At 36.8% G+C, this 26,003-nt stretch carries 18 protein-coding genes and 1 riboswitch; of the genes, 3 read left to right on the top strand and 15 right to left on the bottom strand.

All coding sequences use genetic code 11. The features are described 5' to 3' along the window. Positions 1–73: 73 nt before the first annotated feature. The 3 genes from galE to GMB86_RS00325 form a co-directional block, all read right to left on the bottom strand. On the bottom strand, positions 74–1,066 hold the full coding sequence (gene galE / locus GMB86_RS00335) for a UDP-glucose 4-epimerase GalE (protein WP_155215664.1): 993 nt from the start codon (positions 1,064–1,066) through the stop codon (positions 74–76). A 292-nt stretch (positions 1,067–1,358) separates the two neighbouring features. Then, a complete protein-coding gene (locus GMB86_RS00330; protein WP_329602680.1) occupies positions 1,359–2,783 on the bottom strand; it encodes a SpoVR family protein in 1,425 nt (474 codons plus the stop codon). Positions 2,784–2,907: 124 nt separating this feature from the next. Further along, positions 2,908–3,384: a GNAT family N-acetyltransferase gene (locus GMB86_RS00325; RefSeq protein ID WP_408033820.1), complete on the bottom strand. Its 477-nt coding sequence runs from the start codon at positions 3,382–3,384 to the stop codon at positions 2,908–2,910. 128 nt (positions 3,385–3,512) lie between these two features. After that, positions 3,513–3,621, top strand: a riboswitch (SAM riboswitch). A 102-nt stretch (positions 3,622–3,723) separates the two neighbouring features. Between GMB86_RS00325 and metE the strand changes: the two genes are divergently transcribed. Continuing rightward, entirely contained in the window at positions 3,724–6,021 is a 2,298-nt protein-coding gene (metE, locus tag GMB86_RS00320) for a 5-methyltetrahydropteroyltriglutamate--homocysteine S-methyltransferase (protein ID WP_155215656.1), read from the top strand. 191 nt (positions 6,022–6,212) lie between these two features. Beyond that, positions 6,213–7,640: a DHA2 family efflux MFS transporter permease subunit gene (locus tag GMB86_RS00315; RefSeq protein WP_155215654.1), complete on the top strand. Its 1,428-nt coding sequence runs from the start codon at positions 6,213–6,215 to the stop codon at positions 7,638–7,640. 230 nt (positions 7,641–7,870) lie between these two features. On the opposite strand, the gene helD is transcribed toward GMB86_RS00315, so the two are convergent. From helD to GMB86_RS00285, 6 genes are all read right to left on the bottom strand, one after another. Then, entirely contained in the window at positions 7,871–10,174 is a 2,304-nt protein-coding gene (helD, locus tag GMB86_RS00310; RefSeq protein ID WP_155215652.1) for an RNA polymerase recycling motor HelD, read from the bottom strand. Positions 10,175–10,350: 176 nt separating this feature from the next. After that, positions 10,351–11,937, bottom strand: a complete 1,587-nt coding sequence (locus GMB86_RS00305) for a peptide chain release factor 3 (RefSeq protein ID WP_155215650.1) — start codon at positions 11,935–11,937, stop codon at positions 10,351–10,353. Positions 11,938–12,268: 331 nt separating this feature from the next. After that, positions 12,269–14,011 (bottom strand): phospho-sugar mutase, encoded by a 1,743-nt coding sequence (locus tag GMB86_RS00300; protein ID WP_155215648.1) that lies wholly within the window; start codon positions 14,009–14,011, stop codon positions 12,269–12,271. A 232-nt stretch (positions 14,012–14,243) separates the two neighbouring features. Then, positions 14,244–15,779, bottom strand: coding sequence for a bifunctional GNAT family N-acetyltransferase/carbon-nitrogen hydrolase family protein (locus GMB86_RS00295; RefSeq protein ID WP_155215646.1), 1,536 nt, complete (start codon positions 15,777–15,779; stop codon positions 14,244–14,246). Positions 15,780–15,848: 69 nt separating this feature from the next. After that, positions 15,849–16,517: an HAD family hydrolase gene (locus GMB86_RS00290; protein ID WP_155215644.1), complete on the bottom strand. Its 669-nt coding sequence runs from the start codon at positions 16,515–16,517 to the stop codon at positions 15,849–15,851. Positions 16,518–16,659: 142 nt separating this feature from the next. Next, positions 16,660–17,529 carry a ComEC/Rec2 family competence protein gene (locus tag GMB86_RS00285; protein WP_196220075.1) on the bottom strand — a complete coding sequence of 290 codons (870 nt, stop codon included), beginning with the start codon at positions 17,527–17,529 and terminating at the stop codon, positions 16,660–16,662. Positions 17,530–17,871: 342 nt separating this feature from the next. Between GMB86_RS00285 and yhbH the strand changes: the two genes are divergently transcribed. After that, the gene (gene yhbH, locus GMB86_RS00280) at positions 17,872–19,050 is read left to right on the top strand and encodes a sporulation protein YhbH (protein ID WP_155215640.1); all 1,179 of its coding nucleotides are present in this window, start codon (positions 17,872–17,874) and stop codon (positions 19,048–19,050) included. 144 nt (positions 19,051–19,194) lie between these two features. Here the strand turns inward: yhbH and lepB are convergent, their stop codons facing one another. From lepB to queG, 6 genes are all read right to left on the bottom strand, one after another. Then, the gene (gene lepB / locus GMB86_RS00275; RefSeq protein ID WP_155215638.1) at positions 19,195–19,746 is read right to left on the bottom strand and encodes a signal peptidase I; all 552 of its coding nucleotides are present in this window, start codon (positions 19,744–19,746) and stop codon (positions 19,195–19,197) included. A gap of 402 nt (positions 19,747–20,148) precedes the next feature. Beyond that, a complete protein-coding gene (locus GMB86_RS00270) occupies positions 20,149–22,044 on the bottom strand; it encodes a PrkA family serine protein kinase (RefSeq protein ID WP_155215636.1) in 1,896 nt (631 codons plus the stop codon). 324 nt (positions 22,045–22,368) lie between these two features. Beyond that, the gene (gene trmL / locus GMB86_RS00265; RefSeq protein WP_155215634.1) at positions 22,369–22,857 is read right to left on the bottom strand and encodes a tRNA (uridine(34)/cytosine(34)/5-carboxymethylaminomethyluridine(34)-2'-O)-methyltransferase TrmL; all 489 of its coding nucleotides are present in this window, start codon (positions 22,855–22,857) and stop codon (positions 22,369–22,371) included. A 46-nt stretch (positions 22,858–22,903) separates the two neighbouring features. After that, positions 22,904–23,818, bottom strand: a complete 915-nt coding sequence (locus GMB86_RS00260) for an amidase domain-containing protein (protein WP_155215632.1) — start codon at positions 23,816–23,818, stop codon at positions 22,904–22,906. Positions 23,819–23,982: 164 nt separating this feature from the next. Continuing rightward, entirely contained in the window at positions 23,983–24,501 is a 519-nt protein-coding gene (locus GMB86_RS00255) for a methylated-DNA--[protein]-cysteine S-methyltransferase (RefSeq protein ID WP_155215630.1), read from the bottom strand. Positions 24,502–24,556: 55 nt separating this feature from the next. Continuing rightward, positions 24,557–25,729 carry a tRNA epoxyqueuosine(34) reductase QueG gene (queG, locus tag GMB86_RS00250; RefSeq protein ID WP_155215627.1) on the bottom strand — a complete coding sequence of 391 codons (1,173 nt, stop codon included), beginning with the start codon at positions 25,727–25,729 and terminating at the stop codon, positions 24,557–24,559. Between the last annotated feature and the right edge of the window lie 274 nt (positions 25,730–26,003).

Here is a 26,003-nt window from a genome sequence, read left to right as displayed (position 1 = left end):
CAGTAAAAAAAGCATTATTGGGTTCATTTTCTTGGATTCTCCCAATAATGCCTTTGATAGTCGTTTTTTTAACTTATTTATCCCCATAGCCTTCTGGGTGATTTTTATGCCAATTCCAAGCATCTGTTAATATTTCAGGAATAGATGTATGGGTTGGATTCCAATTCAGGACTTTCTTTGCTTTATCAGAAGAAGCAATTAACGTACTTGGGTCTCCAGCACGTCTTGGTCCTATGACTGCAGGAATTTGGTGTTCAGTCACTTTACGTGCTTCTTCAATAATCTCTTTAACAGAGAATCCCGCACTGCTGCCTAAATTGAATACATTACTATCTCCACCGTCTAGAAGATAATTTAGGGCTAAAATATGTGCTGAGATGAGGTCCTCTATATGAATGTAATCGCGAATACATGTACCATCTTGTGTATTATAATCATCACCATATATCGATACCTTTTCTCGTTGTCCGAGTGCAACCTGCAAAACGATAGGAATAAGGTGAGTTTCTGGATGATGATCTTCTCCTATCTCCCCAGTTTTTCTCGCTCCAGCAACATTGAAATAGCGTAAAGCAACATATTTTATCCCGTATGCCTTGTCGCACCATTTCATCATTTTTTCCATTGTAAGTTTAGTTTCACCATACGTATTAGTCGGTTCGGTTTTCATGCTTTCCGTGATTGGAACGACTTCAGGTTCACCGTATGTTGCGGCCGTTGAAGAAAAAACAATCGCCTTTACCCCAAATTCTTGCATCACCTCAAGCAAGATTTGAGCACCGTAAACATTATTGTTAAAATACATCAATGGTTTTTCCATAGATTCACCAACCAGTGAATTGGCTGCAAAGTGAATGACTCCTGCTAGTTTTTCTTTTTGAAAGACCGAAGTAAGAAAATCTTTGTTACGTATATCACCCTCATAAAAAGTAGCCTTAGGATGAATAGCGTCTCTGTGACCTGTTTGTAAATTATCTACAACAACCACATCATAACCTTTATCAATTAATTGATACACAGCGTGAGAGCCTACATACCCAGCTCCACCAAGAACTAAAATACTCATCTTGATAAACCTCCAGTCGTTCAATTGCAACATTCTACATTTTTTCCATCTTCCATTATAACTTAAATGTTCTCTTAATAGGTCAGTAATTTTACTTTTTACAAAATGTTACACTAAGCAATCCATCTACCACACCCCTGATCGTTAAAAATTTAAATGACCGTACACAAAAAACGAACAGCTTTTTTAAACTGTCCGTCAGAAGGTGGTGCATAACCCCTCCTTACCATGGAGGTTCGCCCTTCATAGGCTTGAAGAAGGGGAATTTTTTCGAAAATCTGTTAAACTCTTATTAATCAAGCCGTTTCCGATTCACTTTCTGATTGCTGTCACAACTAAATAAAACGGGATGATCTTCTATTACAGTTTCAATGTGTACCGGTCTTCCCCATAATTGTAAAATATAATTAAGTACGCCTTCTAAATACTTAACATCAAGCTCTGTACCTTCGTAGCGATGTTTAAGGTATAGTTCACCATTTCTTTTGTAATCCCCATTTTCAACAACAATATAAGGAAACCCACCATTCACTCTCATCGATACGAGTTGATCACGTACATTCTTCCACTCTTTACTTGTAATTTTGTATTCGTTTCCTTTTCTTTCAAATAAAAATAGGTCCTCTCGGTCAACGAGACTTTTTGTTAAGTAATTTCGAATAAAAGATTGATCTGATTCTAGTTCCCTTACTTCAAAAATTTTGTCTCGACCCGAATTTTCTTTTATCCCCATCCGTTTCATTTCTTCTGTTGGATGGTTATAGCGTTCTTCAATATCTTCAAATAGTTTAACACCTAAGTAATAGGGATTAATCCCTTGACGTGACGGTTGTACAACGTTAGCGTTCAAGGTCGCAAATTCAATCGCTTCATTAGAAGTTAGATCTAATTCACGCATAATTCTAGCATGCCAATATGAAGCCCAGCCTTCGTTCATAATTTTGGTTTCTAGTTGTGGCCAAAAATACAACATTTCTTCCCGTAACATTGTTAAAATATCCCGCTGCCAATCCGTTAATTCTTTACTATTTTCCTCGATAAATAATAGAATATCCTTCTGTGGCTTTTTAGGAAACCTAGGAACAAGCACCTCATTATGTTCAACTTGTTCATCATCTAGTGATAATAGGTCTTCATATTCAGATAGAGGTTTCCTTAGTTTCTTTTTAGTTTGAACCTCCTCCGTCATTTCAGATACAGCATCTGATTTTCTTACAATTCTTGGATCCACATGTTCTTGTATTGCAATAACGGCATCAATAAATCGTTCAACTTGCTCTTTTCCAAATTCCTCTTCATAATTATGGATTCGTTCTGCAGTTGCACTCATGCTTTCAACCATATCTCGTCTTGTATTAATAAATCTAACGTTGTTTTTAAAAAAGTCACAGTGTGCCAAAACATGGGCTACAATGAGTTTATTTTGAATCAAACTGTTCGTATTTAATAAAAAGGCATAACATGGATTTGAATTAATAACAAGTTCATAGATTTTACTTAAACCCAAATCATATTGCAATTTCATTTTGTAAAATTGCTTACCAAAACTCCAATGCGAAAATCGTGTTGGCATCCCGTATGCCCCAAAAGTATATATGATTTCAGCTGGACAAATCTCATATCTCATTGGATAGAAATCAAGACCAAAACCCTTTGCAATTTCTGTAATTTCATCAATGGATCGATCAAGTTCGCTTATTTCATCTGAATTTAACACGTCGTCACTCCTTCCATCAAGCCAACGATTTATTATCACTATATGTTGAACAACACGTTGTCATGATTAAATGGAACAAGTTATTCGTATTCTTATGCTAAATTCTCAATTTGTAAAACGGGTCTTATAATTGTTTTATGAGCAATATTTCATCACGTATCGGTATATCGGCATAGCCAACAAGTGGGATGTCCGGTTTTTTCTCCCTCGCCTTTATGACTGCTCCAGGAAATACTTGTGAAATATAATAGTCTCTTTTTTGGTAAAACCGAAGTGCATGTAAGTTATCATTTGTGGTAATAACTTGTATTTGATGCAATCCCTTTTGAATTGCCACTTCTTCTACTTTTTTCAAGAGATGTGTCCCATATCCTCGGTTCTCTTTTAAGCTGTCTAATGAAATGATTTCTAAACTTTTCTGATGTAATGTATATGTTATTAGTCCGATCATTCTTTTATCAGAATCAATGCACACGAAGCCATCCAGATCAGTAACAGTATACGTTCCAGTTGATAGAACCATTTCGGGGCTTCCCCAGTGATCAGTAAAAAAATCATGCAGTTTTTTCTGCATATGGATCGTTGTTGGCTGAATTTCCAATCTTTATTTCCTCCTTCTTTATTTCCAGAATTCATTTTCAGTTAAAACTTATTAACATATCAGAAAACATCTGTTGACACCCTTTTTCTGATATGTTAGTATCTATTATACAATTTAAAATATATAAACTCTTATGAAGAGTGGCGGAGGGACTGGCCCAATGAAGCCCGGCAACCTTTCATTATTTTGAAAAGGTGCTAATTCCAGCAATACCCATGAGGTATTGAGAAATGAGAGATTCGATAGATTAACCTCTCCAATTTCTCTGGAGAGGTTTTCATTTTTTACACCACTTCGGATCCGAGCCACTCACATAGGATACAAACAGGAGGAGAAACAATGTCAAAAGTCAAAAGTTCTAACTTAGGTTACCCTAGAATCGGGGAAAAGAGAGAATGGAAACGGGCTCTCGAACAATTTTGGTCTGAAAAACTAACTGAAGAAGCATTTTTAAAACAGATAAAGGAATTACGCTTAAGCTACTTAGAAAAACAAAAAAATAGCGGAATCGATCTCATTCCGATCGGTGATTTCAGTTTATACGACCACATTTTGGATACATCTGTTCTCTTCGGACTCGTACCTGAACGATTTAACCATAAAAACGGCAAAGTCAGCTTAGATACATACTTCAGCATTGCACGAGGAAGTAAGGATGCCGTTGCTTCAGAAATGACAAAATGGTTCAATACAAATTACCATTACATTGTTCCAGAAATTAAACCAGATGCTAAACCTTATATTACTGAAAATCGATTACTTAAGCTTTATCTTGAGGCTAAGAAAGAACTTAATATTGATGGTAAGCCTGTAATTGTTGGACCGATCACCTTACTAAAACTTTCAAAAGGATTTGAAAAAGAGGACTTCCCGAATCTTTTACGCTCCCTCATTCCACTTTATATAGACGTCTTTACGGATCTTCAAAAGGCGGGAGCAACATGGATTCAAGTCGACGAACCGATCCTTTCTACAACGCTTGCAAAGGAAGACCTTAACTACTTCAAAGAAACTTATGAAGCGTTTAACAACGCTGTTCCTAACGTGAATATTTTACTGCAAACGTACTTTGAATCTGTAGATCATTATCAAGAGGTGATATCTCTACCTGTCCAAGGTATTGGTCTCGATTTTGTCTATGACGATGGCGCTAATCTTAAATCACTTAAAAAATATGGATTCCCAGAAGATAAAGTACTTGCTGCCGGAATTGTGGATGGGCGAAATATTTGGCGTACAGATCTTGATCAGACGTTACACCAAGCGACAGATCTTCTCCAATATGTTGACCAAGAACATCTTTGGATTCAACCATCAAGTAGTTTGCAACATGTTCCAGTCACTGTTCGTCAAGAAAATGAATTAGAATCCGTATTAAAAAATGCAATTAGTTTTGCAGATGAAAAACTTAATGAAGTCGTTACACTTGTAAAAGGGCTCAATGAAGGTCATCAAGCCATCTTAAATGAAATAAAACAAAGCAAAGAAGCTATAAATGCATTAAATCAATCATCCCACCGAAACATTGATTCTGTTAAGAATGAAATCCAATCACTTGGAGAAGACTTGCCAACGCGGCCATTGCCATTTTCTAAGCGTCAAGCTATCCAAGAAAAGAAATGGCAGCTCCCTCTTTTGCCAACGACAACGATCGGAAGTCTACCGCAAACAAAAGAGATTCGTTCGGCTAGGCAAAAATGGCGTAAAGGCGAATGGACGGAAAGCCAATATGAGCAATTCATAGATCAAAACATTGAAAAATGGATTAAAATCCAGGAAGATCTAGACATCGATGTTCTCGTTCATGGTGAATTCGAACGGAATGACATGGTCGAATACTTTGGTGAAAAACTTCGTGGTTTCGCTTTTACCCGTTTTGCCTGGGTTCAATCATATGGTTCTAGATGCGTTAAGCCGCCCATTATTTTTGGCGATGTTGATCTAGAATCTCCAATGACCGTAAAAGAAAGTGCCTATGCCCAAAGTCTGACGAAACGTCCAGTCAAAGGCATGCTCACTGGCCCTGTCACGATTTATAATTGGTCATTCGTTCGAAATGATATCAGTCAATTTGATGTAAATAAGCAAATTGCCCTTGCCTTGAAAAAAGAAATTCACGCCCTTGAGGAGAATAATATTCAAATGATTCAAGTGGATGAACCTGCTATCCGCGAAGGGTTACCATTAAAAGAAGAGAAAAAAAGAAAATATCTTCATGATGCTGTCTATGTTTTCCGTTTAGCCACCGTCTATGTCGAAAACAGCACCCAAATTCATACGCATATGTGCTATTCAGAATTCGATGAAATTATTGATACCATCGATCAATTAGATGCTGATGTTATCTCAATCGAGGCTGCTAGAAGTCACGGAGAAATCATTTCTACTTTTGAAGATTATGAGTATGACAAAGGGATTGGTCTCGGTGTCTATGACATCCATAGTCCAAGAATACCAAGTGTTGAGGAAATCAAAACAAGCATTGAACGTGCCCTTCAAGTTATCAATCCTAAATTATTCTGGATTAATCCTGACTGTGGTCTGAAAACAAGAAATCCGAACGAAACGATTCCTGCTCTTAAAAATCTTGTCCAAGCAACTAAAGAAGTTAGGAAAAAACATTTACAGTTAAACTAAAACTATTTGCCTTATAATTAAAAGAGGATGGGAGCTTGAATGAGCTCTTATCCTCTTTTTTATTTATCATAAAAAACTTCTCTATTTAACGTATTATCTGGAGTATGACACGGTTTAATGTGGTATGTAGAAGTTAGAGCCAAGTTGGCTTAATTAATTAGGCGAAATTTGATGAAGGAGGATGTTCCTTTATGAGCGATAATACACAAGTCATTGACAAATACGTAACCGTACCAAATCGACTTCCTCTTATCACAGTCCTGATAATGGGTAATTTTATTGCACTTATAAATGAAACAGTCATGAACGTAGCTTTACCAAATGTAGAAAAGAGCTTTGCCATTCAAACTTCTACTGCTCAATGGTTATCAACAGGCTATATGCTTACCATCAGTATTTTAATTCCCATAAGTGCTTTCTTAATGCAAAGATTTACAACAAGACAGTTATTGATTACTGCGCTGAGTTTATTTTTCGCAGGTACACTTTTAGCCAGCATAAGTCCAACATTTCTTGTTCTATTTATTGCACGTATTGTTCAGGCGGCAGGATCTGGTATTATGCTTCCGCTTGTTACCACCATTATCATTACGATTACACCGTTAGCCAAACGGGGGTCTATGCTAGGTCTCATGGGGATCGTCGTCTCGTTTGCTCCCGCACTTGGACCCGTTTATTCAGGCATCATTGTTCAGCTTCTTTCCTGGCGGTATGTCTTTATCATTGTCCTGCCAATTTCTGCTTTTTTAACTGTATTCGCAGCTTATTATATACGTAACGTTTTAGAGACACGACCTATTAAAATTGATATTATCTCTGTCATATTAGCCACTATAGGTTTTGGTGGACTCGTGATTGGATTTAGTGAGGCAAGTAAATCAGGTTGGCAAAGTGCCATTGTTTTAATTCTTCTCGGATTAGGTATAGCCAGTCTTGTGAGCTTTGCCATTCGACAGAAGAATATGGAGGATCCACTTCTTAATTTAAAGCCTTTTTTAAATAAAAATTTTCTTATCGCCATCTTGTCGACCATTACGGTCATGATGTGTATGTTCTCCGCGATGATCTTACTTCCCATTTTTATGCAAAATGGTTTAAATATCAATCCATTAACTTCGGGTTTATTATTGTTGCCAGGTGGAATTGTGTTTGCCGTCATCGCCTATATCTCCGGAATATTAACAGATAAGTACGGGGCAAAGCCCATTGCAGGAACAGGTTCAATTATATTAGTTATCACGGTATGGTTACTTTCAAATATTTCTACAAAGACTTCAAATTTCCAATTAATGGTACTGTATGCGGGATTTACTTTCGGAGTGGCTTCGATCCTCATTCCCATGATGACGCTAGGATTAAATCAATTGTCAATAGATCTTTATTCTCATGGTAGCGCAGCTTTAAATGCATGGAATCAAGTATCCGGAGCTATTGGACCAGCCTTATTTATTACATTAATGACGAATGAAAGTAAAACAGTTGCTGCATCTAACTCTTCTGAAGCATTGGCTGCAGGAGTGCAGTTTGCATTCTCTACGGCGATTGCTTTTGCAATAGCAACTGTTCTGTTTATTTTGTTTGTTAAACAGAATCCATCTAGAACCCATACCATCCAATAAATAAAACTTCAATGAGTGGGGGTTTTTCCTCCCCCACTCATTGTAAGCCTGAACCAATCGGTCTCATGCGGGCGGTTATACCCCACCTATCTTCTTTGAATACTCAGAATCTTGAGGTGGGGGTCTTTACTTGCCGTTAAGGCGGGATAATTTGTGTGCTAGTCTGCTGCCCGGTTATAAAATGCCCTTTTAATTTTCTTACTCTATTGATTTATGGTCTTTTCTTTCCCTTAATTCAAGTTTTCTATCATCTGAAGAGAAGCATCACTTTCTAATAAGAAAGAAGATGGATCTTCACTAAACAAATGTAATTGATGGAGTGGTCTTGTCATCGCTACATATAGCAATTTAATCTCAATATCTTCCTTTTTGTAAGACTCTCCCATATTAATAAGAATGACACCATCAAATTCCAAACCTTTAGCTAAGGCGGATGGAACAATGACGACATCCTTTTCTCGCAAGTCTTCATCTTCTTTTAGTAAAGTCGTTTGGAGGTTTGACGCTTCATCTAAAAGTTGTTTTATATGGCCACATGCTTGCTCCGTTTTTCCGATCATCGCAAACGTTTTCAAACCTTCATTTCTCATATTATCGACGGTTTTTTCTAGATCTTTGATTAAAGACTGTTGATCTTTTAGTTTATGAAAATAGGGCTTAAGACCATGTCTGACAACTGGGACCGCTTTGATGGTTCCTGGAATGTTAGCTAAACGAATCACTTCATTGGCTAGAGTCATAATCTCAACGGTTGTCCGATAACTTTGTTTTAATAAGCGAATGTTTGCCTTAGGAAAAATTTCTTTCTGGATCTCTTCCCAGTTAGTTGTCCCACGAAAGCTAAAAATCCCTTGCGATAAGTCTCCTAAAATTGTAAAAAGCGATGTACCAAGGACATGACGCAAGGTATAAAATTGAAAAGGACTATAATCTTGCGCTTCATCAATGACAACATGTTTTATCTCTTGTTTTGTTTTTAATCCAAGGACGTCATGTTGAATCAGAATAATTGGAGCGAGATCCTCTATGGTTACCCGTCTTTTTTTCAGATTTCTCATCGTTTCTTTACTCAAAAGTTCAAGTGTTTGTCGATCTATCTGGTTATCTTGACAAAAAGAAACTAATTTATCCGGATCGGCCATAAGCTCTTTGTATAGAGAAAGAGCATTTTGTTTTTTATACTGAGCCATATACGTTTTTATAGCTGTCTTTGCATCATGCTCAACTTCTTTTATGAGTGCTTCTTGCTTATCCATCAGTTTTAAAATCCGTTCATGACGTTTTTGCGGGTCTTTTGAATGAAATCTAACCTGTTCAATCCGATCATCGTATCTCTTCTGAATATCTCTTACGATCAATTTCTTTTTAGCTTTCAATTGCTCACGTAAGATGCGTTTAATTTTTTCTAGACGTTGATAGAAAGGTAGATAAGCATACTCTACTTGAAATAAACGCTTAATCTTTGAAGCTTTATAAATAATAAACCGACCCACTCGAAAGTGTTCCTCACTGATCATGTGCGTTTCAATATCTTTCAAATATCCTATTAACATATCTTTGAAGCTTAAAGAACTTTTTATCTTACTTAAAAGACGAATTGTTTGTGTTTCATTTGAGTCTTGTGCTTCTATTAATGTTTTTAGATCATGATGAAGTGGGATCAATTTTATTTTAAGTCCTGTCGAATCATAGAAAAAATCAATAAATGTGGTTTGCCAAACAGATTCAACTCCGAGTTCGGGGAGAACTTCTGAGATATATTCAATAAAAAGTCGGTTTGGTGCTAAAATCATTAGATTTTCCGGAATAAAAGAGGTGGCTGAGTAAATATAGAATGAAACCCGGTGAAGGGCAATAGTCGTTTTTCCGCTACCTGCAACTCCTTGAACGATGAGAGGGCGTCTCATATCTGCCCGAATAACTTGGTTTTGTTCTTCTTGTATGGTTGCAACGATATCTGTTAAACGACTGGATGCACTTTGAGATAGTGATTCTTGAAGTAAATCATCTTTTGTTGTAATATCAATGTCTCTAAAATCATTAAGGTGTCCCTCTTCGATCATGTATTGCCTCTTTAATACCAATTCACCATGATGCATCTTTTCTTCAGCTTCATAAGAAACCTCACCTAGCCTGCCTTCATAGTATAAGTTGGCTATCGGTGAGCGCCAATCAACTATAATTTGATCCTGTGTTTCCCGATCATAAAGCGATGTTTTGCCTATGTATATCTTTTCTGGATTCTGATCACGATCTCGTAAGAAATCCATTCGAGCAAAATATGGCTTACCTCTAACGGCTTTCAAATGGCGATACTGCTGTTCATTAAGGTGCATGAAGGTCGCATTCAAGAGCATGTCTTGGTATCCTGCACTACTTTCAGAGAAGTCAAGATCCGCCATAGCGTTTTGCATACGTTCTTTCATATCTCCACCCTGATTTTCTCTAGACTGCAAAATCAAGTCAATGTACGCCGTTGTAAATAATAACCGATCGTTCTCTTCTAGATAATCGGGATGCTGTTTAATTGTCACAATTTCTCTCCCCTCACCCTAGTTTATAAGACTAAGAAAAATAGCCGGTCACGTTCTCTATTGAAAGAGCGCTTACCGGCGCAAAAAGTCAACCTATCACCGATAGTAGGATGACAGGTTGACTCGAGTCTTTAATTTCCAAAGTTCTGTTTCTTCATTTTAAATATTTTATCGTCTTAACGCAAGGAAAAACTGGAATCGACTAATTCAATATCAGGATGCTTTTGTTCGAACCAACGCAGTGAGAAATCATTTTCAAAGATAATCACTGGGCGTTCTTGATGGTCCAGCACAACTAAGTTGTTGGATGACTTTCTAAGTTCATCTGCATCCTCTGGTTTAGTAATCCATTTCGCAATTTGGTGAGGCATCCGTTGCATATCAAGATCAACGCCATATTCTGCCTTCATCCGATAGACAAACACATCAAATTGCAGTTGTCCCACAACTCCTAAAATCGTTTCTTCATAAGGGGTGCGATAGATTTGAATCGCACCTTCTTGAGCAAGCTGATTAACACCTTTTAAAAAGTGCTTTTGCTTCATGGCATTTTTCGCCCGTACTTTTGCAAAATGTTCGGGTGGAAATTGTGGTAATTCACCGTAATTAAAGGTCTCTTTTGATTCACAAACAGAGTCCCCAATTTGATAAAAACCTGGGTCATATAACCCTACAATGTCTCCTGGATAAGCATCATCAATAATTTCTCGACTATCCGCAAAAAATTGTTGTGGCTGTGCGAGCTTAACGGATTTCTTCGTCCGATCTAGCCAAACGGTCATACCTCTCTCAAACTTTCCTGAACAAATTCGTAGGAAAGCAATTCGATCACGGTGAGCAGGATTCATATTGGCTTGAATTTTAAAAACAAAGCCGGAAAATTGTTCGGTATCAGGTGTTACCTTTCCTATGCTGGTTTCTCTAGCTTGAGGGTACGGAGCCATTTTTAAATAATGCTCTAAAAATGTTGGAACACCAAAACTTGAAACAGCACTACCGAAGAAAACAGGTGTTTGTTTCCCTTGTTTAACGGCTTCAAAGTCGAAGGGATTTCCTGCTTCATCAAGCAACATTAAATCTTCTTCTAATTGATGAATCGTACCTTCATCCGCAACACCTTTTAGTATTTCCGTTAAATCGTCATCTTCTGTTAAAACTTGAGTTTGGCGTTCACGTTTTTCATTGTACCATTCAATTTTGTGATCCATTCGATCATAAACCCCGCGGAAAGATTGTCCCATTCCGATGGGATAGTTAATCGGATAAGTTTCAATCCCTAATACTTCTTCTAATTCTTCAAAGAGTTCAAGAGGTTCCTTGCCTTGCCGATCAAGCTTATTAATGAACGTAAAGATCGGAATCCCGCGATCCTTACATACCTTAAATAATTTAATGGTTTGTGGCTCTACCCCTTTAGCCACATCAATAATCATCACGACGCTATCTACCGCCATCAGTGTCCGATACGTATCTTCACTAAAATCTTGGTGTCCAGGTGTATCAAGAATATTAATTTTATAATCTTGATACGTGAATTGCATGACACTTGATGTTACCGAAATACCCCTTTGTTTCTCGAGCTCCATCCAGTCTGATGTTGCAAACTTCTCGGATTTACGTGATTTTACAGATCCTGCCGTTCTTATTGCACCACCAAGGAGTAACAGTTTCTCCGTAAGTGTTGTTTTACCCGCATCCGGGTGTGAAATAATGGCGAACGTTTTTCGCCTTTGAATTTCCTGCTGTAATTGTTTCTGATTCATTTTCATACCTATCCTTTTCTATATATAACTTCCTACATGCATGTCATCTATCTATCGTAAGTCCATGCATGTTTAACAAACAACGTTTCCAGTTGATAAACCTCACATGGATTGTCGCTTAAATTGGAAGCATTTTCTCACAACCCTTTTGTATTTTTACGTAAATGATAACACTTTTTGTTCTGACCTCTAGTTTAGAAGAACACCCTTGATTTAACGATGTTTACATTATCATCAAAGACACGAGAAAAGCATTCGCTCGACTTACCCAATTAGGATCATGATCATCTAAACGAATGCTTTTACTCTTATATCCTATTTAATTATTTTATCACTTGTTCACGATTTTTTGAACTCTTTCCATTACAGCTGTTTTTAAGTCTTTGAATTTAGCATCAGAGTCTTGTTTTGTTTCAGCTTTTACACCAAAATAAAATTTAATTTTTGGCTCTGTGCCTGATGGTCTTAAGCAGAACCATGAACCATCTTCTAGCTGATATTTTAATACATTAGAAACTGGTAATTCAATTTTGGATGTATCCTTATTCAAAACGTCCTTACGTTCCGATGATTGGTAGTCTTCTATAACCGCAATTGAAACGCCCGCCATTTCAACGGGTGGTTGTTGTCTAAACTCAGATAGAATCCCATTGATTTGCTCGACTCCTTGCTTACCTTTTAATGTAAGTGACTCGAGTCCTTCTTGATAATAACCGTATGTTTCAAAAATATCATTCAAGGCATCGTATAACGATTTCCCTTGTTGTTTGTAGTAGGCAGCCGCTTCAGCAGCTAGAAGACATGCTTGAACCGCATCTTTGTCACGGACAAAATCTCCGACGAGATAGCCATAGCTTTCTTCATAACCAAATAAGAATTCATAACGTTGATTTACTTCAAATTCATGAATTTTTTCACCAATAAATTTAAAGCCCGTTAAAGTATCTAGCGTCGGAACATCAAAAGCAGATGCAATAGCACGGCCAATTTCTGATGTTACGATCGTTTTAATAACAATAGGATTTTCAGGCAATAACTGCTTCGCTTTCTTTTGAGTCAAAATATAATGAAGTAAAATGGCCCCCGTTTGGTTACCTGTTAAAACCGTGTATTCACCTTCATTGTTTTTCACTGCCACTCCAACACGGTCGCAATCTGGATCTGTACCGAGAAGCACATCTGCATCAATCTTTTTACCATATTCGATGGCAATTTCAAAAGCGGCATGTTCTTCTGGATTCGGTGATTTTACAGTTGAAAATTCTGGATCAGGTTCCGCTTGTTCTTTAACAACTGTCACATTTGAAAATCCCCAATTTTTGAGTCCTTGTGTGACTGGAATATAAGATGTTCCATGAAGCGGTGTAAATACGATTTTCAAATCATCGCCAACTTGTTTAATCACATCTGGTTGGATTGACAACGTTTGAAGTTCCTTTTGATACGCTTCATCAATTTCTTGACCTACAATGGTTAATAAACCACTGGATTTTAATTCATCTTCATGACCAACGGCTACTTCTAGTTCATCCGTCACTTCATCAACATATTGAATCAACTGGCTCGCTTCCTCAAGTGGAAGTTGTCCCCCAAATTCGTTGTATACCTTATATCCATTATATTGAGGTGGATTATGACTTGCTGTAATTACAATCCCTGAAAAAGCCTTTAGATAACGAACGGCAAAAGATAGCACCGGTGTTGGTCTAAGGGATTCAAAAACATACGTTTTGATGCCATGCTTCGAAATGGTTTTGGCTGCTTCCATCGCAAACTCTGGTGAGTAGTGTCTGGAATCATAGGCAATAACCACGCCGCCGTTAATCGCTTTTTCTCCGTTTTTTAAAATAAACTGAGCAAGGCCTTCTGACGCTTTGCGTATCGTATAACGGTTTAACCGGTTGGTTCCTGGACCAAGTTCACCGCGCATGCCACCTGTACCAAATTCCAGGTTTTTATAAAAGCAATCCTCTAATTGAATTGGTTGATCACTAATGGCTTCTAATTGTTCTTTTAAATCAGGATCTAAATCTTTTTTTTGTTTCCATTTTTTATAGACGTTCTCCCATCCCAATCTTTCCACCTCCGAGTATGTATACAAAGCAAATTAAAATTCATTTCAGTTAAACAATTGTATTATTAAAAGGATAATTATAGGACAAGTATATCAAAAAAACAGGGTTTCTGACTAGAAAAAGATGGGTATATGGTAGAATTACAGTAAAATATTTTTTTACACAAAACAGCAAGAATCTCCTATTGAGATCCTTGCTGTTTTTTATGCCTACTTACTCGTGTTACATCCTCTACTTGTTCCACTTAATTTGATAGAGATCCTTCCGTCTATCTTTCAACTGTGTCACATTTCCAGCGTTCCGTTGACGTCTTAAAATTTCGAGATCAACATCCCCTACGACAATCGTTTCGATATTGGGAGCACACTCTTCAACAATTCCATCTCGAGGATAACTAAAGTCAGACGGGGAAAAGATACCCGATTGAGCATATTGAATATCCATATTTTCTACAGAAGGTAAGTTACCCACTGTTCCAGCAATCACCGTGTACACTTGATTTTCGATCGCTCTTGCTTGAGAACAATAACGAACACGTAAATAGCCCTGTCTCTCATCTGTACAGAATGGCGTAAATATGATATTAGCTCCTTGGTCTGTTGCATAACGCGCTAATTCCGGAAATTCAATATCATAACAAATGCATATTGCGATCTTTCCACAATCCGTATCAAATACTTTCATCTCATTACCAGGTGTAATTCCCCACCATCTGCGTTCGTTAGGTGTGATATGAATTTTATATTGTTTTTCAATTGTACCGTCTCTTCTAAAAAGATAAGCCACGTTATAGATATGATGGCCTTCCTCCACAAAATGTGAGCCTCCGATAATGTTAACATTATAACGGACGGAAAGACGTGAGAATAATTCTAAATATTGAGGCGTGTAAGTAGTTAATTTTCGAATGGCTCCGCTCGGGCTTTTCTCATCTAGAAATGACATGAGTTGTGTTGTGAAAATTTCTGGAAAAACGACGAAGTCAGATTGATAATCCGCAGCTACATCCGTAAAATATTCTACCTGCTCAGCAAAATCATCAAAACAACTTATTTTACGCATTTCATATTGGATCGCACTAATTCGAACTGGAAAGGATGTTTTATACAATCGCTTACTTTGTCTTTTAAAATCGATATTATTCCATTCCATTAAAGTCGCATTTGATTTAGATGCTTTATCATCAGGTAAATAGGCCGCATTAAGACGTTTTACAACAAAGCCATTTAGAAGTTGAAAAGTTAGAACAGGATCATAAATGTTATGTTCGATTACTTCATCTACATATTCCCTAGGCGTCATTTTATCTGCGTATTTTTGATAATTTGGGATTCTTCCGCCAATAATAATGCTTTCAAGATTCAAACGACGGGCTAAATCTTTCCTCGCATCATATAGACGGTGCCCTATTTTCATTCTCCGAAAGTCGGGATGCACCATCACTTCTATGCCATAAAGATTCAAACCTTCTGGATCGTGATTGGTTATATAACCTTTATCCGTAATTTCATCCCAAGTATGTTGATCACTGTATTCATCGAAGTTAACAATAAGACTAGAGCATGAGCCAATGAGTTTGTCTTCGTATGTGACACAAAATTGGCCTTCAGGAAATATACGGAGATGGCTCTGCAGTTGATCGACAGTCCAAGGATCCATGTTTGGAAAACAAAGGGATTGAACCTCTAGTAATTCAGGAATATCGTCTTCAGTTAAGTTTCTAAGTTCTATTTTCTTCTCAAATTGGGTTGTATCTATTTTAGGCATATCTGTTGTTCCCTTCGAAATTCAATGTTACGAAACTAAACGATTTAATTGATTAGGCTGTAAGGTTAGTCACTTACTTACTTTATCTTCAAACAATTGGATAATTGATTCAATTTGTACATTTTCCAACGTATCTAATCGGTGATCAACATGATCAAATGTCATATTTTTTGTAACAAAGTTTGGTACCACGACACAATATAAACCTGCATTTTTTGCACCTAATGACCCATTATAAGAATCCTCAATAGCCAGTGCTTCATGTGGTTCGACACCTAAACATTTAACAGCCTGCAAATATAATGCCGGATCTGGTTTTACTTTTTCTACGTCACCAGCCGTACGTATACAAGAAAAATAGTCTCTTAGTCCCAGACGTTTTAAATGTCCTTCAGCCCAACCCGCTTCCGAGCTTGTGGCTAAGCCTATTTTTAATCCTAGTGAATCAATCGTTTTGATTAACGCTTCGACACCTGGTAGAGGGGTTTCTTTTTGTGCTCTAGAGAGAAAAAGTTCATCTCGTTCTTTATAAAATGAATCAGAATCAATCCTTTTCCCCGTTTGTTCTTCTAGATATGCAATCGGGTCAAATCCACCGTGTGTCCCAACTGCTTTCCACCAAACCTCAAGGGGAAGATCAATTCCATATTTTTGATACATTTCCCGCATCGTTTTATACATCACGGTTTCACTGTCCATGATAACCCCATCAAAATCAAATACAACCGCTTTAATCATTTAACCAATCCTCTCATTCTTCATGTTGTTCTTGTTCTATCGTCTTTTTCATTCATCTCCATAATAACAAATATCACTACCCATATCTAAACATATCATAAACCTTAACTAAATTTACGAGATCTTAAATCATCCTTCCCGCTTATTCATTTACAAGAGTGTCGATATATTGGAGTGCATCTCCATAATAAAAGGAAATCGTGTTTCCATCACTTGTGACAACAATGGTCCCTAATAAATCGGTTCTATAGGTTGGTATTTTTAAATACCTAAGGCGATTGATAACAGCAGGCGCAGGGATCGATTTATAGTTATGTCGGCCTGTTGATATGATGGCTGCTTCAGGATTTACTTTTTTTAGAAAAGGTAACGTTGTGCCCGTATCCGCTCCGTGATGACCAATTTTTATGACATCCGCCTTTACATTAACATGTTTAAAGAGAAGTTCTGCTTCACTTTGTTCCCCAGCATCTCCCATTAAAAGGAACGAATTATGGTTATAAACGAGTTTTAAAACATAACTATAGTCATTCATATTATCGTATTTGCCCTGAACCGGTCCAATAAAGTCAATGGCCAAATGACGTGAAATTTCAATATTGTTTCCAGCTTTTGCTTTAAAAATCATGATGTTTTTCTTCTCTAAGCTTTTTTTAAGCGTTCGATATATTTTTGTATGATGGGTCATTTTTGGCATGTAGAAGGCTTTAATTTTAAAGGAATTTAATAAACTTGGGACCCCGCCAATATGATCATGATGCGGATGAGTGATAATCATCGCATCTAGTGTTGTTATCCCTTTATTTTGTAAATACTGTGTGACTTTCTTTGCATAACGCTCGGACCCCGCATCAACTAAAATATGCTTGTGATTCGGCGTTTCAATGAAAATACAATCACTTTGATCCACGTCAATAAAATGGATTTTCAATGGACCTTCCTCTGCTTGTCCTTTGGAACATGAGAAGCCAATCAAAAATAGACAGAGTAGTAGGCATGTCATGATTCGCATATGATACATCCTCCGTAAATCTCTATTTATTCTTTTGTTACGTTCCCCTTGACTTTTTGTTTTTATCCATTTTCCTATAGTCAAACCTAAACTGAGAAGAATCAAAAAAAGCGCTTAAAAAACATAGTCAATTTCATCTTTTTGTAAAAAATAAAGCAAATATTAGCTTGGTTTGCATAGAATAAAACAATCAACCTTTTTAATGATAAGGGAGATTGGATGATGTGTTCTTTAAGTCGGTGTTCACCTTATGACATGGTTAAATATAACTTTGACTTGGAAAAGTAAAGATTCATGCAGAATTTAAACGGTGATAATATGATCAGAAGGGAGCCCTATCCAATGAAGAATTTTTTAATTGCTGAGGAATCATGGGATTTACACCGAAAAGGTTATCAAGATCAACGGCGTCACGCTGAAAAAGTAAAAGAAGCGATTAACAGTAACTTACCTGATTTGGTGAGTGAAGAAAACATTATCATGTCAAATGGTCAGAATATTACAAGAATACCTATACGTTCTTTAGATGAATATAAAATACGTTATAACTTTGACAAAACAAAGCATGTAGGTCAAGGAAATGGTGATAGTAAAGTCGGTGATGTCATCGCAAAAGCGCCCGGATCAGGTAAGGCTAATAAAGGGTCTGGAAAAGGTGAAGGAGCAGGGGAAGAACCTGGCGTTGACTACTATGAGGCTAATGTATCATTATTAGAAATAGAAGAACTGTTTTTTAAAGAACTCGAATTACCAAATTTAAAACAAAAACAAGAAGCGGATATTGTTGTCGATTCCTTTGACTATCGAGATATTAGAAAAAAAGGTTTAATGGGGAATATCGACAAAAGACGTACCATCCTTTCTGCCATAAAACGAAATGCTTCCAAAGGAAAAGCTACAATCAATCCGATCAAAGAAGAAGATCTAAGATTCAAGACTTGGGAAACCATCGTTAAACCTGAAAGTAAAGCTGTTGTTCTTGCCTTAATGGATACCAGTGGATCAATGGGTATGTGGGAAAAGTATATCGCAAGAAGTTTCTTTTTCTGGATGACACGTTTTTTAAGAACGAAATATAAACACGTCGATATTGAATTTATCGCTCATCATACAGAAGCTAAAGTTGTGTCAGAAGACGATTTCTTTAACAAAGGGGAAAGCGGTGGGACCATTTGTTCATCGGCTTACAGAAAGGCTCTTGAAGTCATTAACTCTTCTTATCCCCCTGAAAAATATAATATTTATCCTTTCCATTTCTCAGATGGTGATAATCTCTCATCTGATAACAAAAAATGCGTGGAACTTGTTAAAGAAATTATGTCGATTACAAGTTTCTTCGGTTACGGTGAAATCAACCCATATAATCGGAAAAGTACACTGATGAATGCTTATCAAACGCTCCATGACTCAGAGGCATTTCAATATTTTGTATTAAAACAAAAAAGGGATGTATATTATGCGATGAAACATTTCTTTTCAAAAGAAGACGATAACAATAAAATAGCCGCATTAAATGTTTAATTAATGTTAGAATTCCTTATCACTAAGCTTAAGTAAGCGTAGTATTAAACGATCTAACTCAAGACTATCTCTTTTTTAATCAGTTTATACTTTGAGTGACAAAACCAACACCACTTATGGTGTTGGTTTTCACTGTATTATTCTTTATTTATCTGGGTTTGTTAGAAAGGAAAATTTAGACATCGGCCAGTATCTAACATTCACTTTACCAACCACTTTATTTAATTTGACCGGACCAAAAACTCGGCTATCAATACTATTTTGCCTATTATCCCCCATCACCCAGATGGTGTTTTTAGGTACGGTAATCGTCCCGTTGTTTGGGAAATCATAGGTGAGATCACCTTGTATATTTTCCTTATACCGCTTTAAATAGGGTTCCTTCATGGCTTTTCCATTAACATAGAGAACATCATTGCGATAAGCTATTTTATCCCCAGGAAGACCAATAACCCGTTTCACGTAGTCTTCCGTTTTCGTTGCATGAAAGATGACAATATCAAATCGATTAGGTTTACTAATCTCATAATCAAGTTTATTGACAATCAACCGATTTCCATCTTGTAAATTCGGCATCATTGATTTTCCCTCTACTACATAATTTGTAAAAATAAAACTTCGTACTAAAACCGCAATTATAACGGCAATTCCAAGCGCTTTAATCCATTCAAACGCTTCTTTTCGTGATTTCTTCATCAATATGCCTCCATCTATGTATGAACGTACTATCTTTAATTTACATGATAAATGATAAAAAAAGGATACTCAAGCTATCTTATCCCATTTTATACAGATCTATTTCTTTGTAAACCCTCGTCACCTTTTATCCCACCTTAACGGCAAGTAAAGACCCCCACCTCAGGATTATGAGTATTCAAAGAAGATAGGTGGGGGATCAACTGCCCGTAAAGGTCCGATTGGTTCAGCTAACCATCAGTGGGGGATGAAAAACCCCCCCACTGATGGAGTTTACACTTTATTCATTCGTTAATTTTTTCTTTTTTACTGCCCATTTACCTTTATTAGGTTAAAAAATCATATTAGACAAGAAAAAACCGTTCAAGAATCTTTATATGATTCTTGAACGGTTTTACGCTTTTATCGATTGAGTAAGCTACCGACATAGCGTAAGAGCTCATTAGCAGAAGTAGAATTATACCCATATTCATCAATCAGTCTTGCGATAACTTCATTAATCCGTTTAAGCTGTGTTTCATCTGGAGTTTTACTTGACGTCGTTATTTTGACGACATCTTTCAAATCAGCGAATAACTTTTTCTGGATTGCTTCACGTAAACGCTCGTGCGAATTATAGTCAAATCGCTTTCCTTTTCTAGCATAGGCAGAAATACGAATGAGGATTTCTTCACGAAAAGCTTTCTTCGCATTTTCTGAAATTCCTATTTGCTCTTCAATCGATCGCATTAACTTTTCATCAGGATCAATTTCATCTCCTGTAATTGGATCATATAATTTATTTTTATTGCAATAAGCTTCAACATTATCTAAATAATTATTCATCAACGTTTTAGCCGATTCTTCAAATGAATAAACAAAGGCCTTTTGAACTTCTCGTTTGGCCATCTCATCATACTCATGCCGTGCAACGGAGATGAAATCCATGTAGCGTTCCCGATCTTCTTTTGATATAGATGGGTGTTGATCAAGACCGTCTTTGATGGATCGCAGGATATCTAGTGCATTGATCGAGGGCACGCCCTTTTTAATAATGGCTGACGAAATTCGGTTAATGACGTACCGTGGATCAATACCACTCATACCTTCATCTTGATGTTCGTATTTTAATTCTTTTATGTCAGCTGAATTAAATCCTTCTACACTTTCACCATCATATAATTTCATTTTTTTAACAAGATCGATCCCACGACTTTTAGATTCTTTAAGTCGAGTAAGAATTGAAAAAATAGCGGCTGTTTTTAAAGCATGCGGCGCAATATGAACATTGGAAACGTCACTTTCACTAATCATTTTACTATATATTTTTTCTTCTTCGCTAACTTTCAAATTATACGGAACAGGCATCACAATAATACGAGAATGCAAGGCTTCATTCTTTTTATTGCTAATAAAGGTTCGATATTCTGATTCATTGGTATGAGCAATAATGAGTTCATCGGCAGAAATCAATGCAAAACGTCCAGCTTTGAAATTTCCCTCTTGCGTTAAGGACAGTAAATGCCATAGAAATTTTTCATCACATTTTAACATTTCTTGGAATTCCATTAATCCCCGGTTAGCCTTATTTAGTTCCCCATCAAATCGATAGGCTCTTGGATCTGATTCTGATCCATATTCAGCAATGGTGGAAAAATCGATGCTACCCGTTAAATCTGCAATGTCTTGTGATTTAGGGTCTGATGGACTAAAGGTACCAATTCCTACCCTTTTATCTTCTGATAGGAAAATTCGCTCTACTGGAACATCTTCAATACGACCACCATATTCCTTTTCAAGTCGCATGGTATTTAAAGGTGATAAGTTACCTTCAATTCGTATGCCTGTTTCTTCAAAGAATGATTCACGTAAATGATCAGGGATGAGATGAAGTGGATCCTCATGCATTGGGCATCCTTTTATGGCATAAAGAGCACCTTCATCGGTTCTAGAAAATTGTTCCAATCCTCTTTTTAATAGGGTGACAAGGGTTGATTTCCCTCCACTTACAGGGCCCATAAGTAATAATATCCGTTTTTTAACATCAAGACGTCTTGCGGCAGGATGAAAATATTCCTCTACTAATCTTTCAATGGATTCATCAAGACCATAAATACTATCATCAAAGAAATGATAATGTTTATGACCGTTTTTCTCAGATACACCTGCAGAAATAATCATATTATATAGACGTGAATGTGCGGATTGCGCTATTTCTGGTTGTTTTCTCACTAGTTCCAAATATTCTGCAAAGGTGCCTTCCCATTTCAATCGCTCTTCGTAGGCACGATACTCCTTGATTTTTTCAAGAAAGTCCATATAATCCCCCCAAAAAATTGTACAAATCGTATTAGATCGAGTGCAACGACTGTCCTTTATTTATAAAATCAAGCCTTTTACAAATTCATATTCGCTAGAATCGAAAAAAATGACCAATCTATCAAATTAATCTTGGCAAGATGAAAAAGGAATGAAAAGCTTAACTCAAAAAAGCGTACTTCCCATATCGCTGAGAAGTACGCTTTTTATTTACGATTTGTTCAACCAATATCAAAGCCATTCAAAAGTAAGATGGACGTTTTGATCAGGATTCAAATGAGGCGAGAGACCTCTGCCAACATTCTGTTACACAACTAAAAATGATCACTTTGGTTCTGAAAACTCAAGATCTGGATAACCTTGTTGTCTTAGGGCTTCAAACACCATAATGGCTGCCGTATTGGACAAATTTAAGGAACGCATCACTTTAGTCATTGGTAATCTTAAACAATGTTCTTTATTTTCTGCAAGAAGTTCTGGGGGCAAACCACTTGTTTCACGACCAAAAACAAAGAAATAATCTTTTGACGTATCACTATAATCAAAAGAACTATGGGGCTTGTCACCATGTTTCGTCAAATAGAAAAATTCGCCTTCACGGTATTTATCAAAGAATTCTTCTAATGAATCATAATAGCTAACATCAACATATTTCCAATAATCGAGCCCTGCTCTTTTCAAGGCTTTATCATCTGTTGAAAACCCTAATGGACGAATTAAATGTAACTTCGTATTCGTCCCTGCACATGTTCTTGCAATGTTTCCCGTATTAGATGGAATCTCTGGTTGATATAAAACGACATGTAATCCCATAAAAACTAGCACCTCTCACTTTTTTTATCATTATATCACTCAATGGTTATGATGAGCTTTGATCCTCAACATGAAAGAATTTATATTGAATATTCTTTGTGTAGGCTGGTGAATCTTCATAAGCCCAATAACGATGTCTCGTATTAATTGTATGTGCGTTAACAAGAGGCATTTGAAATGCATCCTGACTCGTTACAAAGGTGTTATGGTCCCATCTTCCATCGCCATTAAAATCATAACAAATGATGTCGCCGGGAACAAGCTGTTCGGGACTTGATACCTCAATCGTGCCCATAATATTTTTATCTGAACTTAAATACCACCTCAAGCTATTAGCGACGGTCCAGCTATAACTCCAATTGTCTCCCTCATACCACCAACCCCGTCCACGGTTATACTTTCCGACCATAGGAACATTACCGGCCCGGATACACTGAGAGACAAAGTTTGTGCAATCATCAGAAAATCCCTTATAGGCCGGATTATAACTATTCCACCATCTTTCAGCATAACGAACAGCCTTCAAACGATCGTAAGTAAAATTTCGAGTGTTTAGTTCAACTTCTATATCTTGCTGATGATGCCTGCTCTCGTTCGGTTCCTCCTTTAGGTTATTAAAAATATAGGCCTTGTCTATCAAAAGGGATGATTCATCAAAATAGGCTTGCCTAGCTTCGATTGCCTCTTCTACATAGAAAGTGTCTCGTTGTTTAATTAACCACTCTGTATGCAGATGGTACATCAAAGAGTTCGCATCTTCTCGCTCGTTGTTTATTGGATGAGCATGAATAATAGCTTTAACAATTGAGGCTTCTCTCTGCCTAATCCCTTGCTTTTTCTTTTGCATGGTTTGTCTCTCATCATCCGACACATACGAAAAGCGATCCGTATTCTTATCCACCCAAAAATCAGATAACGCTTGTAAATATGTATTAAAACTATCTAGCCATTGAGATCTCATTAGTCAACCCACTTCCCTTATTATAGGTCTTATACACGATATGAGAGCAAACTGTCCTTTTATGAAAAAAGTGAGGAGAAATTTAGAAAAGAACTTGAATTATTTCTTTCAAAGGATATTTTAGGAATAAAAAAAGGCTCCTTTATTTGAAGGAGCTCTAATAATTAGACCGTTTTTTCTAATTCCAATAGAAATTCTTTTTTGTCTAATCCCCCGGCGTATCCAACCAATCGACCATTCGTACCAATCACACGGTGACATGGAACAACGATTGGAATGGGGTTTTTATTATTGGCTGAACCGATGGCCCTTACCGCTTTAGGGTTACCAATGATGGATGCGATCTCTTTGTACGATTTTGTTGTTCCAAACGGTATGGCTTGAAGTGATTTCCAGACCTTAATTTGAAAAGGTGTCCCGATGTACACAACTGGGCAATCAAACGATTGTCTTTTTCCACTAAAATAATCCTGTAATTGATGAATGATTTCTTCATGAGCCCCTTGACCCAATTGGATTTCACCCTGAATCTTATTTTTTTTCAACCATCCTTGGATTCGAGGAAGTGTCACATCGACTTTACCAAAATCAATTTTACAAAGTCCCTTTTCTAAGCTAACCAATGTTAAAGGACCCACTGGCGTTTCCATTTCTTCAACAAAAACATAGGGCTTGTTAACCATTTTATTCACCTTTTCAATCTATTTGAATTCAAATCAGTTTTAGGAATCTAAGTTTTTATAAACTTGAGACACGGTGTTTTTTAAGTAGTGAATGTAACATTCTACATAACTTTTTATCTTCTGTCTCTTTCTCTAATATTTTATGAATTTTCGATTCGGTTTCCTGCACTTTTTTCTCATCTAAACGCGCCCAAATTTTATCTAATGACCAAACAGCTGTATGTTTAAGAACAGGTCTTGGGTCATTTTGGATAATGTCTAAAAGAAGATGGACAGCCGTGGTATCTTTATAATTTCCTAGAGCAATAATCGCATTTCGCTGAATGGGTTTCTTTCCACGCCATGAGCCTGACATATCGCCATATGTTTCTTTAAATTCTCGATTACTTAATTGCAATAAGGAGTGAAGCAGAGGCTTTACTTTTTCAGCATCTGGCTCCATTTCTTTATGGAAATGATTATTTACCCCTCGATTGTAAGGGCACACTTGCTGACAGGTATCACAGCCGTATACTCGGTTTCCAATCGCTTTTTTATATGGTTCAGGTATATCATCTTTAACTTGAGTTAAGAAAGCAATACATTTATGGCTGTTGAGCTGGCCGCCTTGGACGAGTGCTTCCGTAGGACAATGTTCAACACATAAATTGCAATCACCACATTGGTCCCCTATTGGCCTATCTGGTTCGAAAGGAATACTGGTCAACATTTCACCAAGGTAAACATAGGATCCATATTCCTTTGTCACTAAGTTGGTGTTTTTTCCAATCCAACCTAATCCGGCTCTCTCGGCAACAGCTCGGTCTGATAATTCCCCTGTATCAACCATCGATTTTACTATGGCATCAGGAACATGCCTCTTTATAAATTCTTCAAGTTTGGCTAGTCTTTCTTTCAATATTTGATGATAATCGAGGCCCCAAGAAACCCTTGCAAAGGATCCTCTTCTCGATTCTTTTGAATTTTTAGGTCTTTCATCTAGCTTAGTTGGGTAAGATAACGCAATAGCAATAATGGACTGAGCTTCTTTCATGATCAGTTTCGGGTTGGACCGTTTTTCCAAATCTTTTGCTTCAAAACCTGATTGATAGCCTAGCATTTGCTGTTGATATAATTTTAGCCTAAGATCTTCAAATGGTTCAGCAGTCGTAAAACCAATCTTATCTATTCCAATGGTTTGACTATAATCAATAATTTTTTGTTTCAATGTTTGTTCTTTTAATCCCAACTTTTCTCGCCTTTCTTTAACAAATCTTTTTCAGTTCTTAAAAGGAACAGTTCTTTAAACGAACCATTCACTCTATGTCTTATCTATTCTCACTTGTATCACTTTTTGTCTAAAATTAACACTCAATATGTTACACTTAAATAAAGGAAGCATATCCCATGTTTTTGATTATTGTCTATAGTAAGCCTGATTTACTTAGGCTTTCATAACAAATCCGCACCTTACTTTCTATGTCTTAACAAGATAGAAAGAATAATAATGAAAGGTATGAGAC

The organism is Terrilactibacillus tamarindi, from assembly GCF_009718825.1.
GTDB lineage: Bacteria > Bacillota > Bacilli > Bacillales > Sporolactobacillaceae > Terrilactibacillus > Terrilactibacillus tamarindi.
This window is presented reverse-complemented; position numbering and strand designations above follow the sequence as displayed.

What these genes read in the sequence shown, in the direction of transcription:
- GMB86_RS00285 (WP_196220075.1), bottom strand. Translation starts at nt 17,529, where the DNA reads ATGCGAATCATGACATGCCTACTACTCTGTCTATTTTTGATTGGCTTC.
- GMB86_RS00255 (WP_155215630.1), bottom strand. Translation starts at nt 24,501, where the DNA reads ATGGTTAACAAGCCCTATGTTTTTGTTGAAGAAATGGAAACGCCAGTG.
- GMB86_RS00260 (WP_155215632.1), bottom strand. Translation starts at nt 23,818, where the DNA reads ATGAGATCTCAATGGCTAGATAGTTTTAATACATATTTACAAGCGTTA.
- GMB86_RS00315 (WP_155215654.1), top strand. Translation starts at nt 6,213, where the DNA reads ATGAGCGATAATACACAAGTCATTGACAAATACGTAACCGTACCAAAT.
- trmL (WP_155215634.1), bottom strand. Translation starts at nt 22,857, where the DNA reads ATGGGATTACATGTCGTTTTATATCAACCAGAGATTCCATCTAATACG.
- GMB86_RS00290 (WP_155215644.1), bottom strand. Translation starts at nt 16,517, where the DNA reads ATGATTAAAGCGGTTGTATTTGATTTTGATGGGGTTATCATGGACAGT.
- lepB (WP_155215638.1), bottom strand. Translation starts at nt 19,746, where the DNA reads ATGAAGAAATCACGAAAAGAAGCGTTTGAATGGATTAAAGCGCTTGGA.
- GMB86_RS00305 (WP_155215650.1), bottom strand. Translation starts at nt 11,937, where the DNA reads ATGAATCAGAAACAATTACAGCAGGAAATTCAAAGGCGAAAAACGTTC.
- metE (WP_155215656.1), top strand. Translation starts at nt 3,724, where the DNA reads ATGTCAAAAGTCAAAAGTTCTAACTTAGGTTACCCTAGAATCGGGGAA.
- galE (WP_155215664.1), bottom strand. Translation starts at nt 1,066, where the DNA reads ATGAGTATTTTAGTTCTTGGTGGAGCTGGGTATGTAGGCTCTCACGCT.
- GMB86_RS00295 (WP_155215646.1), bottom strand. Translation starts at nt 15,779, where the DNA reads ATGCCTAAAATAGATACAACCCAATTTGAGAAGAAAATAGAACTTAGA.
- yhbH (WP_155215640.1), top strand. Translation starts at nt 17,872, where the DNA reads ATGAAGAATTTTTTAATTGCTGAGGAATCATGGGATTTACACCGAAAA.
- GMB86_RS00270 (WP_155215636.1), bottom strand. Translation starts at nt 22,044, where the DNA reads ATGGACTTTCTTGAAAAAATCAAGGAGTATCGTGCCTACGAAGAGCGA.